This is a genomic window from Enterobacter sp. CFEC122 (assembly GCF_052983755.1).
The window spans coordinates 32,026-45,791 of sequence record NZ_JBRIQR010000022.1 but is presented as its reverse complement, the minus strand read 5'-3'; the positions used below and the strand labels follow the sequence as shown (position 1 = coordinate 45,791).

Below are 13,766 nucleotides of genomic sequence, written 5' to 3'. Positions count from 1 at the left end.
GTCTCCCGTTTATGATAATATGCCCGAATATTCTTCAGACACTGAATCCAGACATTAAAAATTATGCTGCAAAACATTCGAATCGTGCTGGTCGAAACATCGCACACCGGCAACATGGGCTCCGTTGCCCGCGCTATGAAAACCATGGGCTTAACGAACCTGTGGCTGGTTAACCCGCTGGTGAAGCCAGACTCGCAGGCCATCGCCCTGGCGGCCGGAGCCAGCGACGTGATCGGCAACGCCCAGATCGTCGATACCCTTGACGAAGCGCTGGCCGGCTGCAGCCTCGTTGTCGGTACCAGCGCGCGTTCGCGCACGCTGCCGTGGCCAATGCTCGATCCGCGTGAATGCGGCCTGAAAAGTGTCTCTGAGGCTGAACAAGCACCGGTTGCGCTGGTGTTCGGCCGCGAGCGCGTTGGCCTGACCAACGACGAGCTGCAGAAGTGTCATTATCACGTAGCGATTGCGGCAAACCCGGAGTACAGCTCGCTGAACCTGGCGATGGCGGTGCAGGTTATCGCCTATGAAGTGCGTATGGCGTGGCTGGCAACGCAGGAAAAAGAGGTTGAGCCTAAAGAAGAGACGGCTTACCCGCTGGTGGACGACCTTGAGCGTTTCTACGGTCACCTGGAGCAGACGCTGCTCTCAACCGGCTTTATCCGCGAAGGCCACCCGGGGCAGGTAATGAATAAGCTGCGCCGTCTGTTCACCCGCGCGCGTCCGGAAAGCCAGGAGCTGAACATCCTGCGCGGGATCCTGGCGTCGATTGAGCAGAAGAATAAAGAGTAGTGTCGTCTGTTCGCCGGGTGGCGCTTCGCTTACCCAGCCTACAAAACCGTCGGTCGGGTACGCGAAGCGTCACCCGACAAAAAACGGCACGGAAGGTTAAATACCTGACTAAAACAGTCAAGTAAATAGTTGACCATTTTAGTCAGGAATGTCAGACTTGGCCCTGCTATGCAATACCCCATTTTACAATAAAAAACCCCGGGCAGGGGCGAGTTTGAGGTTAAGTAAGACATGAGACTGACATCTAAAGGGCGTTATGCCGTGACCGCGATGCTGGACGTTGCGCTCAACTCCGAAGCGGGCCCGGTTCCGTTGGCTGATATTTCTGAACGACAAGGGATCTCCCTCTCTTATCTGGAACAGCTGTTCTCCAGACTGCGTAAAAATGGACTGGTTTCCAGCGTTCGTGGCCCAGGCGGCGGTTATCTGCTGGGTAAAGACGCGGGCAGTATTGCAGTTGGCGAAGTGATCAGCGCCGTTGACGAATCCGTTGACGCGACCCGTTGCCAGGGTAAAGGCGGCTGCCAGGGCGGCGATAAATGCCTGACCCACGCGCTGTGGCGCGATCTGAGCGACCGTCTGACCGGCTTCCTGAACAACATCACCCTCGGTGAGCTGGTGAATAACCAGGAAGTTCTGGATGTTTCGGGGCGTCAGCACAGCCATGATTCCCAACGCAGCACCCGCGCGCAGGACGCTATCGACGTCAAATTACGCGCGTAATAAAACGATAAGTATTTCAGAATCAGGCCGGGGCGTAGACTCGCCCCGTGTACTCGGTCGTACATCCAGCCGGTTGCCTGATTCCTTGCATTGAAGCGATGTACGGAGTTTAAAGAGCAATGAAATTACCGATTTATCTCGATTACTCCGCAACCACGCCGGTGGACCCGCGTGTTGCCGAGAAAATGATGCAGTGTCTGACCCTGGACGGAAACTTTGGTAACCCAGCTTCCCGTTCACACCGTTTTGGCTGGCATGCTGAAGAGGCGGTCGATATCGCCCGTAATCAGATTGCTGACCTGGTGGGTGCCGACCCGCGTGAGATTGTTTTCACCTCCGGTGCGACCGAATCCGACAACCTGGCGATCAAAGGTGCAGCCAACTTTTATCAGAAAAAAGGCAAGCACATCATCACCAGCAAAACCGAACACAAAGCCGTGCTGGACACCTGCCGTCAGCTGGAGCGTGAAGGGTACGAAGTCACCTATCTGGCGCCACAGAGCAACGGCATTATCGATCTGAAAGAGCTCGAAGCGGCCATGCGTGATGACACCATTCTGGTCTCCATCATGCACGTCAACAACGAAATCGGCGTGGTACAAGACATCGCGACCATCGGCGAAATGTGCCGCGCGCGCGGTATCATCTACCACGTGGACGCGACCCAGAGCGTGGGCAAACTGCCTATCGACCTGAGCCAGCTGAAAGTTGACCTGATGTCCTTCTCCGGCCACAAAATCTATGGCCCGAAAGGCATCGGCGCGCTGTACGTTCGTCGTAAACCGCGTATCCGCATCGAAGCACAGATGCACGGCGGTGGTCACGAGCGCGGCATGCGTTCCGGTACGCTGCCTGTTCACCAGATCGTGGGCATGGGCGAAGCCTACCGCATTGCAAAAGAAGAGATGGAAACCGAGATGGCACGCCTGCGCACGCTGCGTAACCGTCTGTGGGACGGCGTGAAAGATATGGAAGAAGTGTATCTGAACGGCGATCTCGAACAGGGCGCACCAAACATCCTCAACGTCAGCTTCAACTATGTTGAAGGCGAGTCGTTGATCATGGCGCTGAAAGACCTGGCGGTTTCTTCCGGTTCTGCCTGTACGTCTGCAAGCCTTGAGCCATCCTACGTGCTGCGCGCGCTGGGTATGACTGACGAGCTGGCACACAGCTCTATCCGTTTCTCTTTAGGTCGTTTCACTACCGAAGAAGAGATTGACTACACCATCAAGCTGGTTCGCAACTCCATTGGCCGTCTGCGCGACCTTTCTCCACTGTGGGAAATGTTCAAACAGGGCGTGGATCTGAACAGCATTGAATGGTCACATCACTAATCGGTACATAAGGAGAATTCAATCATGGCATACAGCGAAAAAGTCATCGATCATTACGAAAACCCACGCAACGTTGGCTCTTTTGACAACAGCGACGAATCTGTTGGTAGCGGCATGGTCGGTGCGCCAGCGTGTGGCGACGTGATGAAGTTGCAGATTAAAGTCAACAATGAAGGTATCATTGAAGACGCGCGCTTCAAGACCTACGGCTGCGGTTCTGCTATCGCGTCCAGCTCCCTCGTCACCGAATGGGTGAAGGGCAAGTCTCTGGACGAAGCACAGGCAATCAAGAACACGGATATTGCTGAAGAACTCGAACTGCCACCGGTGAAAATTCACTGCTCAATTCTGGCAGAAGACGCGATCAAAGCCGCCATTGCGGATTACAAAAGCAAACGTGAAGCAAAATAATTGAGGTTTGAGTATGTCGATTACCCTTAGCGACAGCGCTGCCGCGCGAGTAAGCTCTTTTCTGGCGAACCGTGGTAAAGGCTTTGGCCTGCGACTGGGCGTACGTACCTCCGGCTGTTCTGGTATGGCTTACGTACTGGAGTTTGTTGACGAGCCGGCGTCTGACGACATCGTGTTTGAAGACAAGGGCGTGAAGGTGGTGGTCGATGGCAAAAGCCTGCAATTCCTCAACGGCACTCAACTGGACTTCGTCAAAGAAGGCCTGAACGAAGGGTTCAAATTTACGAACCCGAACGTCAAAGACGAGTGTGGTTGCGGCGAAAGCTTCCACGTTTAACCGCGCGTCATCCGAAACCCCACCGTGGCGTTACCCGCTACGCGTGGGGTTTGTTCTAACAGGCTACCCCTGAGATTGTTATGGATTACTTCACTCTCTTCGGACTACCCGCTCAATACCCGATCGATCTCCAGGCGCTGACGATCCGTTTTCAGGATCTGCAGCGTCAGTACCATCCGGACAAATTCGCGAGCGGTACTCAGGCAGAGCAGCTGGCTGCGGTGTCGCAATCCGCGACCATCAACCAGGCCTGGCAGACGTTGCGCCATCCGCTGGCGCGCGCTGAGTATCTGCTCTCGCTCCACGGTTTTGATCTGGCGAGCGAACAGCACACCGTGCGCGACACGGCGTTTCTGATGGAGCAGCTGGAGCTGCGCGAAGAGCTGGATGAGATTGAACAGGCCAAAGACGAAGCGCGTCTGGAAAGCTTCATCACGCGCGTGAAGGGCATGTTCGATACCCGCCATCAGCAGATGGTGGAGCAACTGAACAACGAGACCTGGGACGTGGCGGCAGACACTGTGCGCAAACTCCGTTTTCTCGATAAACTGCGAAGCAGTGCTGAACAACTCGAAGAAAAGCTGCTCGATTTTTAATTTCGGAAGCAATTATGGCCTTATTACAAATTAGTGAGCCTGGCTTAAGTGCCGCACCGCACCAGCGTCGTCTGGCGGTGGGTATCGATCTGGGCACCACCAATTCCCTCGTGGCGACCGTGCGCAGCGGCCAGGCGGAAACGCTGGCTGACGAGCAGTGCCGCCATCTGCTGCCTTCCGTGGTCCACTACCAGCAGCAGGGTCACGCGGTCGGCTATGACGCCCGCGCTAACGCCGCGCGCGATCCGGCAAACACCATCAGCTCCGTCAAGCGCATGATGGGCCGCTCGCTGGCCGATATTCAGACCTGCTACCCGCATCTGCCGTATCAGCTGCAGGCCAGTGAAAACGGCCTGCCGATGATTGCGACCGCGGCCGGTCTGCTGAACCCGATTCGTGTTTCCGCTGACATCCTCAAAGCGCTGGCGGAGCGTGCCACGGCCACGCTCGGCGGCGATCTGGACGGCGTGGTGATCACCGTTCCTGCCTACTTTGATGATGCACAGCGTCAGGGCACCAAAGACGCCGCGCGTCTGGCGGGCCTGCACGTGCTGCGTCTGCTGAACGAACCGACGGCGGCGGCGATTGCCTACGGCCTCGATTCCGGTCAGGAAGGGGTGATCGCGGTTTACGATCTCGGCGGCGGGACATTTGATATCTCTATCCTGCGCCTGAGCCGCGGGGTATTTGAAGTGCTGGCGACCGGCGGGGATTCCGCGCTGGGCGGCGATGATTTCGACCATCTGCTGGCGGACTACATCCGCGAGCAGGCGGGCATCAGCGATCGCAGCGATGCGCGCATACAGCGTGAACTGCTGGATGCGGCCATCGATGCCAAAATCGCCCTGAGCGATGCGCAGACGGTTATCGTCAATGTTGCGGGCTGGCAGGGTGACATCACCCGTGACCAGTTTAACGATCTGATTGCCCCGCTGGTGAAACGCACCTTACTGGCCTGCCGTCGCGCATTGAAAGATGCCGGCGTTGAGGCTAGCGAAGTGCTGGAAGTGGTCATGGTGGGCGGTTCGACCCGCGTGCCGCTGGTGCGCGAGCGCGTGGGTGAATTCTTTGGCCGCACGCCGCTGACCTCCATCGACCCGGACAAAGTGGTTGCCGTGGGCGCCGCGATCCAGGCCGATATTCTGGTTGGCAACAAGCCGGACAGCGAAATGCTGCTGCTGGACGTCATCCCGCTGTCGCTGGGTTTAGAAACCATGGGCGGCCTGGTGGAGAAAGTGATCCCGCGTAACACCACCATTCCGGTGGCGCGCGCGCAGGAGTTCACCACCTTTAAAGACGGCCAGACCGCGATGTCCATCCACGTGATGCAGGGCGAGCGCGAGCTGGTGCAGGACTGCCGTTCTCTGGCGCGCTTTGCGCTGCGCGGCATCCCGGCGCTGCCGGCGGGCGGGGCGCATATTCGCGTCACCTTCCAGGTGGACGCCGACGGTCTGCTGAGCGTCACGGCGATGGAAAAATCCACCGGCGTGGAATCGTCCATTCAGGTGAAGCCGTCCTACGGCCTGACCGATGGCGAAATCGCCTCCATGATTCAGGACTCAATGAGCTACGCCGAGCAGGATGTGAAGGCGCGTATGCTGGCTGAACAAAAAGTTGAAGCCGCCCGCGTGCTGGAGAGCCTGAACGGCGCGCTCGCTGCCGACGCCGCGCTGTTAAGCGCCGCTGAGCGCCAGGTGATTGACGACGCTGCCGCGCGCTTAAGCGCCGTGGCCGAAGGTAATGACGCTGACGCAATAGAAGAAGCCATTAAAAACGTTGATAAACAAACCCAGGACTTTGCTGCTCGCCGCATGGACAAATCTGTCCGCGTCGCGCTGAAAGGCCAGTCCGTGGACGAGGTTTAATATGCCAAAGATTGTAATTTTGCCTCATGCGGACCTCTGTCCGGATGGTGCTGTTCTGGAAGCGAAGACCGGTGAAACCATTCTCGATGTAGCCCTGCGTGCAGGTATCGAAGTGGAACACGCCTGTGAAAAATCCTGTGCCTGCACCACCTGCCACTGCATCGTGCGTGAAGGTTTTGACTCTCTTGCCGAGAGCACCGAAGACGAAGACGACATGCTGGATAAAGCATGGGGTCTGGAGCCAGACAGCCGCTTAAGCTGCCAGGCAGCGGTGACCGATGAAGATCTGGTCGTGGAGTTCCCACGCTACACCATCAACCACGCACGCGAGCATTAATATGGGACTGAAGTGGACAGACAGCCGTGAAATCGGCGAAGCGCTCTACGACGCGAACCCGGATCTCGATCCGAAGACCGTACGATTCACCGATATGCATCAGTGGATCTGCGATTTAGAGGATTTCGACGACGATCCAAACGCATCCAATGAAAAAATTCTGGAGGCGATTCTGTTAGTCTGGTTAGATGAAGCAGAATAAATAACAAAACGGGCTGCCTTCAGGCGGCCCGTTTGCTAGTTGCTAATAAGGAAAAATAAAATGACCGAAGCGATGAAGATTACGCTCTCGAATCAGCCTGCCGACGCGCGCTGGGGCGAGAAAGCCACCTACAGCATTAATAACGACGGTATTACCCTGCACCTGACGGGCAATGATGATTTGGGCCTGATCCAGCGCGCCGCGCGTAAAATTGACGGTCTGGGCATTAAGCATGTCTCGCTGGAAGGCGAAGGGTGGGACACCGACCGCAGCTGGGCATTCTGGGCGGGTTACAAAGGGCCGAAAGGCACCCGCAAAATTGAGTGGGCGAACCTCGACGAAGCCGGTCAGAAAGAGCTGGAAAGCCGCCTGAAAATCATCGACTGGGTACGCGACACCATTAACGCCCCGGCGGAAGAGTTAGGCCCTGAGCAGCTGGCGCAGCGTGCCGTGGATCTCCTGTGCGGCGTGGCGGGCGACAAGATGTCCTACCGCATCACCAAGGGTGAAGACCTGCGCGAGCAGAACTACATGGGTATCCACACCGTGGGCCGCGGCTCCGAGCGTCCTCCGGTGCTGCTGGCGCTGGACTACAACCCAACCGGCGATAAAGACGCCCCTGTCTTTGCCTGCCTGGTAGGTAAAGGCATCACCTTCGACACCGGCGGCTACAGCCTGAAGCAGAGCGCGTTCATGGACTCCATGAAGTCCGACATGGGCGGCGCGGCCACCATCACCGGCGCGCTGGCGTTTGCGATTACCCGCGGTCTGAACAAGCGCGTGAAGCTGTACCTGTGCTGCGCCGACAACATGGTCAGCGGTAACGCCTTCAAGCTGGGCGACATCATCCGCTACCGCAACGGCAAAAACGTTGAGGTGATGAACACCGACGCCGAAGGCCGTCTGGTGCTGGCCGATGGCCTGATCGACGCATCTGCCCAGAAGCCTGAGCTGATCATCGACATGGCGACTCTGACCGGTGCGGCGAAAACCGCGCTGGGTAACGACTACCACGCGCTGTTCAGCTTTGACGACAAGCTGGCCGCACGCCTGCTGGCGAGTGCTGCCGCAGAGAACGAGCCGTTCTGGCGCCTGCCGCTGGCCGAGTTCCACCGCAGCCAGCTGCCGTCTAACTTTGCCGAGCTGAACAACACCGCCAGCGCGGCGTACCCGGCGGGTGCAAGCACCGCAGCAGGCTTCCTGTCTCACTTCGTTGAGAACTACCACGAGGGCTGGCTGCACATCGACTGCTCCGCGACGTACCGTAAAGCGGCGGTTGAGCAGTGGTCCGCAGGCGCGACCGGTCTGGGCGTGCGTACCGTGGCGAACCTGCTGACGGCTGAGTAATCTTTTTTGCCGGGTGGCGCTACGCTTACGCGCGCCTTCGGCGTCATCATATTGCCCGGCGGCGCTGCGCTTGCACGGGCCTACGGTTTTGTAGGCCGGGTAAGCGAAGCGCCACCCGGCGTTATTTGAAGTAGCCAAACTATGTCAGATACCAAAAACGAATTAGAAACCCTGCTGGAGCAGGCGGCGACCGAACCCGCCCACCGTCCGGCCTTTTTCCGCACGCTGCTGGAATCCACCGTCTGGGTGCCGGGTACCGCCGCGGAAGGTGAACAGGTCGTAGAAGACAGCGCGCTGGATCTGCTGCACTGGGAGGAAGACGACGGCACGTCGGTGATCCCGTTCTTCACCTCGCTGGAAGCGCTGCAGAAAGCGGTAGAAGACGAACAGGCGTTCGTGGTGATGCCGGTGCGTACCCTGTTTGAAATGACGCTCGGCCAGACGCTGTTCCTGAACGCGAAGCTGCCGACCGGGAAAGAGTTTACGCCACGTGAAATCAGCCACCTGATTGGCGAAGAGGGCAACCCGCTCAGCACGCAGGAAGTGCTGGAAGGGGGCGAAACGCTGCTGCTCTCTGAAGTGGCCGAGCCACCCGCGCAGATGATTGATTCCCTGACGACGCTGTTCAAAACGCTCAAGCCCGTCAGGCGCGCGTTTCTCTGCTCCATTAAAGAGCGCGCGGACGAAAAGCCGGTGCTGTTGATCGGTATTGAAGCTGATGGCGATTTCGACGAGATCGTTCAGGCAGCGGGCAGCGTGGCGACCGACACGCTACCGGGCGATGAACCAATTGATATCTGCCAGGTGAAAAACGGTGAGAAGGGCATCAGCCACTTTATTACCGAGCACATTACGCCGTTCTACGAGCGTCGCTGGGGCGGCTTCCTGCGCGATCTCAAGACCAACCGCATCATCTGATGACAGCGGGGTGAATATCACCCCGTTGCTTCCAGCAGCAGTAAATCCATCAGCAGCACCAGATTCGACTCAAACGACGTCACCCCTGCGGCTTCGGCGGCGAAGTGTACCGCTTCGTCATAGAGCGCAAAGTGCACGTCGGCCATCTCCGCCAGCGTGTTGGCCGAGGCGCGGGTAAACGCGACGATCGTCATGCCGACGTTTTTGGCTATCCGCGCTTTATCCAGCACCTGCTCCGTTTCGCCGCTGCGCGAGACGGCAATAAACACCTGATAGCGGGCGGCATTGCTGAGAAAAATGTTCCGGCTGTCGCCCGGTCCGGAGATAAACGCCGTTTTGCCCATTACCTGTAGCTTCTTGGTCAGGTACTCCGCAAACAGATAAGAAAACCCGGCCCCGTAGAGAAAGAAGCTCTCTTTCTGGCGCAGCAGGTCGGAAAACTGCTGGCGTTTGTCCTGGGTAACCCACTGAAAGGTGTGCTGATAGTTGGCGATAAACTGGTTAAACAGCACCGGGAGTTCAGGACGCGACTGCGCCTGAGCGGCAATATGCGGCGTGTCGGAGAGCAGCTGCTTGCAGTGCCAGATAAACTCGCTGAAGCCGCTGAACCCCAGCTTCTGGCACAGTCGCATGATGGTGGCGGTAGAAACAAACGTCGCCTGCGCCAGCTCGCGCACCGTGATGTTGCCCACCAGCAGCGGATGCTCCGTGAGGTGGGCGAGGACGCGATACTCGGCGCGGGTCAATGACGCCCCGCGCGTTAACAGCGTGGCCAGGCGGTTATCCATTATTTCGCGGGTTCAACCGGCAGGTCGTCACGCGCGCCCCATTCGCTCCAGGCACCGTCGTAGAGCGTGACGTCGCTTACGCCGAGCGTGGCGAGCGCCAGAATGACCACGCAGGCCGTTACGCCGGAACCGCAGCTGGCGATAATCGGACGATGCAAATCCACGCCCTGACGTTCAAAAATGGCGCGCAGCTCGTCGGTGGTTTTCAGCTCGCCCTCAAACACCAGGTCGCCCCACGGCACGTTCAGCGCGCCCGGAATATGTCCACGCTTCAGCCCCGGACGCGGTTCATCCGCCTCGGCATTGAAGCGTGGCGCAGGGCGGGCATCAACGATTTGGGCCGTTTTTTCGTGGCTTACAACCAGCACGTCGGTCAGGCGTTTTACCACGTGTGCGTCGAACGTGGCATCGAACTCGCCTTCCGGCAGCGTGACGTCACCCTGCTGAAGCGGCAGTTCGTCACGCTTCCAACCCGCGAGGCCGCCCGCCAGAATCGAAACTTTTTCCACGCCGAAGTTTTTCAGCATCCACCACGCGCGCGGCGCGGAGAAGAGGTTCCCTTCGTCATAGACAACGAGGTGTTTGTCTTTGCTGATGCCCAGCTCGCGCATCGCCACGGAAAACGCTTCCGGGCGCGGCAGCATGTGCGGCAGGGGAGAGGTGTGATCGGAGAGAGCTTCGATATCAAAAAATACCGCACCCGGCAGATGCCCGGCACGGTATTCACCGGGCACGTCACGATGCTCTTGTCCCGGAGGGGCCATACGCGCGTCGATAATCTGCACTTCCGGATCGTCGCCGTGCTCAATCAGCCAGTCGGCAGCGACAAAATATGAGGTGGACATGGGTTGCCTCCATTCTTTTCCGTAAAAAAGGATTGTCGGTGTTTTTTCTGACACCGACAAGCAAACCACGTTCAACTCGCGAGCAAGCCCCTATTTTTTCACCGGTTCGCCGTCCTGCCAGGCTTTTTGCAGCGCTGGCCAGTAGTCGCGGTTGGCTTCAATCATCTCATCCAGAATCGCTTTTGCATGTTCCATGGTCGGCACGGTGCGGTTCAGGGTAAATGCCTGCAACGCTTTTTCATAGCTGCCTTCGATTGTCGCCTCTACCAGAAGCTGTTCAGACGCGAGCTGCTGTTGCAAAAGGGTCTGATGGAACAGCGGCACCTGGCCGACGCGAATCGGTTCCGGGCCTTCGGCGGTGATATAAGCGGGAACTTCCACCACCGCATCGTACGGCAGGTTGGTAATCGCCCCGCGGTTTTCCACCATCACCAGATGGCGGCTTCGCAGGTTGAACGCCAGCGAACAGGCGACGTCAACGATAAATTCACCGTGGACGCCCACGTGGAAGGCATCCGGTAAAATTCCGGTGCGTTGATATTCTTCGGCGGCGGCGAACAGCTTTTTCTCGCGCCCGTTCATCACTTCGTTGGCGCGGGTATAGTCCGGGTTCTGATGCGCCACAATCTGGTTCGGCATCAGGTAATACTGCAGATACGGGTTCGGCAGATACTCGGGGAAGTTGTCCATGATCGGCTTGATATTGCGCCAGGTTTTCACCCACGACGGATCCGAGTGCTGCGGGTCGGTTTTAGCCGCATCTTCCGTCAGCAGGCCAAACTTCGCGATATGCTTACGCAGCGCCGGGAGCTTGTCTTCGCCGTCCACCAGCACGCGGGTAAACCAGCCGAAGTGGTTCAGGCCGAAGTAGTCCACTTCCAGTTTATGACGATCCACGCCCAGAATGGCGCCCATATTGCGCATCGCGGCAACCGGCATATCGCAGATGTTCAGCACCCTTGCGTTCGGGCGCAGGCGGCGCATGCCTTCCGCGACGATCGCGGCAGGGTTGGAGTAGTTCACGATCCAGGCTTTCTCATGCGCGTAGCGATCGACCAGATCGATAAGCTCCACCATCGGCAGGATCGTGCGCAGGCCGTAAGCCAGCCCGCCGGGGCCGCAGGTTTCCTGGCCCACCACGCCGTGACGCAGCGGGATCTTCTCATCCTGCTCACGCATTTTGTACTGGCCGACGCGCATCTGGGCGAAGACAAAATGCGCGCCGCTAAAGGCCACTTCCGGGTCACTGGTGACGGTAAATGTGATGCGCTGACTGTGGTCGCGAATGACCTTCTCGACGACCGGCGCAATGGTGTTCTGACGCGCTTCGTCGATATCGTAAAGGCGAATTTCGGCCAGCGGGAAATCCTGCAGGCGCACCATCAGGCTTTTCACAATGCCCGGCGTGTAGGTGCTGCCGCCGCCGGCAATCGACAGAATGAATGGGGGTGTTAACATCTTTAGCTCCTTTCAGAGAAACGTCTCAACGGCTTCTCGCATTTTTTTGACATGCAGCCCGTAGACCACCTGAACGTTGTTACCTTGTTTGATAATCCCTTTCGCGCCAGTCGCCTTCAGGCGCGGCTCGTCGATAATGGCGACGTCCTTTACCGTGACGCGCAAGCGGGTGTAGCAGTTGTCCACCACTTCAATGTTTTCCCGACCGCCCAGCCCCACCACGATGGACTCGCCCAGACCGTCGTTATTGCCCTTCGCCTGGTACTCCTGCTTGCTGTAGAGGCGCGTCTCCTGGTCCTCATCTTCACGGCCCGGCGTTTTCATGTTGAAGCGCAGGATCAGGAAGCGGAACACCACAAAGTAGAGGGCGAACATGATCAGCCCGACAAAGATGTACATCGGCCAGTTGGACTTGGCCGTGCCGAGCGGCAGGTTGTAAAGGATGAAGTCGATAATCCCGTTGGCGCCGATGGCGTGAACGCCCAGCAGCGAGAACAGCATCATGCCGATGCCGGTCAGCACCGCGTGCACCACGAACAGCAGCGGGGCGACAAACAGGAAGGAGAACTCAATCGGCTCGGTCACGCCGACCAGCAGCGAAGTCAGTGCCGCCGGGATCAGAATCGCTTTCGCCGCCGCTTTACGCTCTGGCCTGGCGGTCATATACATCGCCAGCGCCGCGGCAGGCAGGCCAAACATTTTGCTGATGCCGCGTGCGTCCCACACCACGGTGCTGCTGAGCTGCTTCACGTCCGGGCAGGCCATCTCGGCAAAGTAGATATTGCGCGCGCCCTGATAGGTTGCGCCGCATACCTCCTGCGTGCCGCCCAGCTCGGTATAGAGGAACGGCGTATAAACCAGATGGTGTAGGCCGGTGGGGACCAGAATGCGTTCCAGGAAACCGTAGATGGCCACGCCAAACGGCCCGGAGCCTTTGATGGCCAGCGCCAGGGCGCTAATGCCATGCTGGGCAAAGGGCCACAGTTCGCTCAACACCACGCCGAGCAGCATGGAGACGGGCAGCATCACAATGGCGACAAAACAGTGGCCGGAGTAAATCGCCATCGCGCCGTTAAACTGTACGCCGGAATATTTGTTGTACAGATAGCCGGAAAGCGCTCCGGTCAGTATCCCGGCAAAGACCCCCATCTCCAGCACCTGCACGCCCAGTACCAGCGTCTGTCCGGCCGCTTTCATCTGCGCCGCTGGCGCCAGTGCGCCCTGCAGCTGCAGCGTGACGTTCATGGCGTTGATGAATACGACAAAAGTGACCAGGCCAATCAGCGCGGCATATCCTTTATCGCGCGTTGCCAGGCCAATCGGAATACCGACGGCAAACACCAGCGCCAGGTTAACCAGCACCGACACGGCAGATTTTGCGATCAACTGACCAAGATGCTGAATCAGCGGATGACCGAGAAACGGCAGGTACTCGGCGAGATTACCGTTACCCAGCACGTTACCAAAGGCGATAAACAGACCGACGATCGGTAAGATAAGCACCGGTCCGTACAATGATTTTCCGAAATTTTGTAGGGCGTTCACGGCTCGTTTCATGGCTTTCTCTCTTTTTGAACCGCGCACTCGGGGTGCGTCATGGTCATAAAACTAGCAGTCTTCAGATGTGTTTATCCAGCTATCTTCTTGTTTTAAAAACAAATGACGTGAAAGGTAACATGTGACGTTATGCGCTGTGATCGCGGTTCCATCACGGCGTAGCGGCGTGATGCCATTCTGCGAGGCGTTTTCCAGATTCTAAAATTGGACTTTTTGAATTAATGAAACTTGCGGATAATACTTATCCGGACGACGACCA

Annotated in this window: 15 protein-coding genes; 11 read left to right on the top strand and 4 right to left on the bottom strand. The window is 58.0% G+C overall.

Going from position 1 to position 13,766, the window contains the following annotated elements; genetic code table 11:
- The first annotated feature begins 63 nt into the window (after positions 1-63).
- The 11 genes from trmJ to sseB all read left to right on the top strand — a co-directional run bounded on the left by trmJ (position 64) and on the right by sseB (position 8,859).
- Complete coding sequence (gene trmJ / locus ACVCAM_RS16110; RefSeq protein WP_008502159.1) at positions 64-789, top strand: tRNA (cytosine(32)/uridine(32)-2'-O)-methyltransferase TrmJ; 726 nt, start codon at positions 64-66, stop codon at positions 787-789.
- A gap of 231 nt (positions 790-1,020) precedes the next feature.
- On the top strand, positions 1,021-1,512 hold the full coding sequence (iscR, locus tag ACVCAM_RS16105) for a Fe-S cluster assembly transcriptional regulator IscR (RefSeq protein WP_008502158.1): 492 nt from the start codon (positions 1,021-1,023) through the stop codon (positions 1,510-1,512).
- Positions 1,513-1,631: 119 nt separating this feature from the next.
- Positions 1,632-2,846: a cysteine desulfurase gene (gene iscS / locus ACVCAM_RS16100; RefSeq protein WP_008502157.1), complete on the top strand. Its 1,215-nt coding sequence runs from the start codon at positions 1,632-1,634 to the stop codon at positions 2,844-2,846.
- A gap of 24 nt (positions 2,847-2,870) precedes the next feature.
- Complete coding sequence (iscU, locus tag ACVCAM_RS16095; RefSeq protein WP_003860661.1) at positions 2,871-3,257, top strand: Fe-S cluster assembly scaffold IscU; 387 nt, start codon at positions 2,871-2,873, stop codon at positions 3,255-3,257.
- Between the two features lie 13 nt (positions 3,258-3,270).
- Positions 3,271-3,594, top strand: coding sequence for an iron-sulfur cluster assembly protein IscA (gene iscA, locus ACVCAM_RS16090; RefSeq protein ID WP_008502156.1), 324 nt, complete (start codon positions 3,271-3,273; stop codon positions 3,592-3,594).
- An 80-nt stretch (positions 3,595-3,674) separates the two neighbouring features.
- Positions 3,675-4,190 carry a co-chaperone HscB gene (hscB, locus tag ACVCAM_RS16085; RefSeq protein WP_008502155.1) on the top strand — a complete coding sequence of 172 codons (516 nt, stop codon included), beginning with the start codon at positions 3,675-3,677 and terminating at the stop codon, positions 4,188-4,190.
- A gap of 14 nt (positions 4,191-4,204) precedes the next feature.
- Positions 4,205-6,055, top strand: a complete 1,851-nt coding sequence (gene hscA, locus ACVCAM_RS16080; RefSeq protein WP_407223590.1) for a Fe-S protein assembly chaperone HscA — start codon at positions 4,205-4,207, stop codon at positions 6,053-6,055.
- Position 6,056: 1 nt separating this feature from the next.
- Complete coding sequence (gene fdx / locus ACVCAM_RS16075; RefSeq protein ID WP_003860652.1) at positions 6,057-6,392, top strand: ISC system 2Fe-2S type ferredoxin; 336 nt, start codon at positions 6,057-6,059, stop codon at positions 6,390-6,392.
- Position 6,393: 1 nt separating this feature from the next.
- Entirely contained in the window at positions 6,394-6,594 is a 201-nt protein-coding gene (gene iscX, locus ACVCAM_RS16070; protein ID WP_003860650.1) for a Fe-S cluster assembly protein IscX, read from the top strand.
- Positions 6,595-6,654: 60 nt separating this feature from the next.
- Positions 6,655-7,941 (top strand): aminopeptidase PepB, encoded by a 1,287-nt coding sequence (pepB, locus tag ACVCAM_RS16065; protein WP_025912825.1) that lies wholly within the window; start codon positions 6,655-6,657, stop codon positions 7,939-7,941.
- A gap of 141 nt (positions 7,942-8,082) precedes the next feature.
- A complete protein-coding gene (sseB, locus tag ACVCAM_RS16060) occupies positions 8,083-8,859 on the top strand; it encodes an enhanced serine sensitivity protein SseB (RefSeq protein ID WP_407223589.1) in 777 nt (258 codons plus the stop codon).
- A 17-nt stretch (positions 8,860-8,876) separates the two neighbouring features.
- Here the strand turns inward: sseB and ACVCAM_RS16055 are convergent, their stop codons facing one another.
- From ACVCAM_RS16055 to ACVCAM_RS16040, 4 genes are all read right to left on the bottom strand, one after another.
- Positions 8,877-9,647 carry a MurR/RpiR family transcriptional regulator gene (locus tag ACVCAM_RS16055; protein ID WP_021241864.1) on the bottom strand — a complete coding sequence of 257 codons (771 nt, stop codon included), beginning with the start codon at positions 9,645-9,647 and terminating at the stop codon, positions 8,877-8,879.
- A complete protein-coding gene (gene sseA, locus ACVCAM_RS16050) occupies positions 9,647-10,492 on the bottom strand; it encodes a 3-mercaptopyruvate sulfurtransferase (protein ID WP_021241863.1) in 846 nt (281 codons plus the stop codon). Before sseA ends, ACVCAM_RS16055 begins: the two co-directional genes overlap by 1 nt.
- A gap of 90 nt (positions 10,493-10,582) precedes the next feature.
- The gene (locus ACVCAM_RS16045; protein ID WP_407223588.1) at positions 10,583-11,950 is read right to left on the bottom strand and encodes a 6-phospho-alpha-glucosidase; all 1,368 of its coding nucleotides are present in this window, start codon (positions 11,948-11,950) and stop codon (positions 10,583-10,585) included.
- A gap of 12 nt (positions 11,951-11,962) precedes the next feature.
- The gene (locus tag ACVCAM_RS16040; protein WP_220421227.1) at positions 11,963-13,507 is read right to left on the bottom strand and encodes a PTS transporter subunit EIIC; all 1,545 of its coding nucleotides are present in this window, start codon (positions 13,505-13,507) and stop codon (positions 11,963-11,965) included.
- Between the last annotated feature and the right edge of the window lie 259 nt (positions 13,508-13,766).

What these genes read in the sequence shown, in the direction of transcription:
- sseB (WP_407223589.1), top strand. Translation starts at nt 8,083, where the DNA reads ATGTCAGATACCAAAAACGAATTAGAAACCCTGCTGGAGCAGGCGGCG.
- iscU (WP_003860661.1), top strand. Translation starts at nt 2,871, where the DNA reads ATGGCATACAGCGAAAAAGTCATCGATCATTACGAAAACCCACGCAAC.
- ACVCAM_RS16055 (WP_021241864.1), bottom strand. Translation starts at nt 9,647, where the DNA reads ATGGATAACCGCCTGGCCACGCTGTTAACGCGCGGGGCGTCATTGACC.
- iscR (WP_008502158.1), top strand. Translation starts at nt 1,021, where the DNA reads ATGAGACTGACATCTAAAGGGCGTTATGCCGTGACCGCGATGCTGGAC.
- iscS (WP_008502157.1), top strand. Translation starts at nt 1,632, where the DNA reads ATGAAATTACCGATTTATCTCGATTACTCCGCAACCACGCCGGTGGAC.
- trmJ (WP_008502159.1), top strand. Translation starts at nt 64, where the DNA reads ATGCTGCAAAACATTCGAATCGTGCTGGTCGAAACATCGCACACCGGC.
- fdx (WP_003860652.1), top strand. Translation starts at nt 6,057, where the DNA reads ATGCCAAAGATTGTAATTTTGCCTCATGCGGACCTCTGTCCGGATGGT.
- ACVCAM_RS16045 (WP_407223588.1), bottom strand. Translation starts at nt 11,950, where the DNA reads ATGTTAACACCCCCATTCATTCTGTCGATTGCCGGCGGCGGCAGCACC.
- hscB (WP_008502155.1), top strand. Translation starts at nt 3,675, where the DNA reads ATGGATTACTTCACTCTCTTCGGACTACCCGCTCAATACCCGATCGAT.
- hscA (WP_407223590.1), top strand. Translation starts at nt 4,205, where the DNA reads ATGGCCTTATTACAAATTAGTGAGCCTGGCTTAAGTGCCGCACCGCAC.
- iscA (WP_008502156.1), top strand. Translation starts at nt 3,271, where the DNA reads ATGTCGATTACCCTTAGCGACAGCGCTGCCGCGCGAGTAAGCTCTTTT.
- iscX (WP_003860650.1), top strand. Translation starts at nt 6,394, where the DNA reads ATGGGACTGAAGTGGACAGACAGCCGTGAAATCGGCGAAGCGCTCTAC.
- ACVCAM_RS16040 (WP_220421227.1), bottom strand. Translation starts at nt 13,507, where the DNA reads ATGAAACGAGCCGTGAACGCCCTACAAAATTTCGGAAAATCATTGTAC.
- sseA (WP_021241863.1), bottom strand. Translation starts at nt 10,492, where the DNA reads ATGTCCACCTCATATTTTGTCGCTGCCGACTGGCTGATTGAGCACGGC.
- pepB (WP_025912825.1), top strand. Translation starts at nt 6,655, where the DNA reads ATGACCGAAGCGATGAAGATTACGCTCTCGAATCAGCCTGCCGACGCG.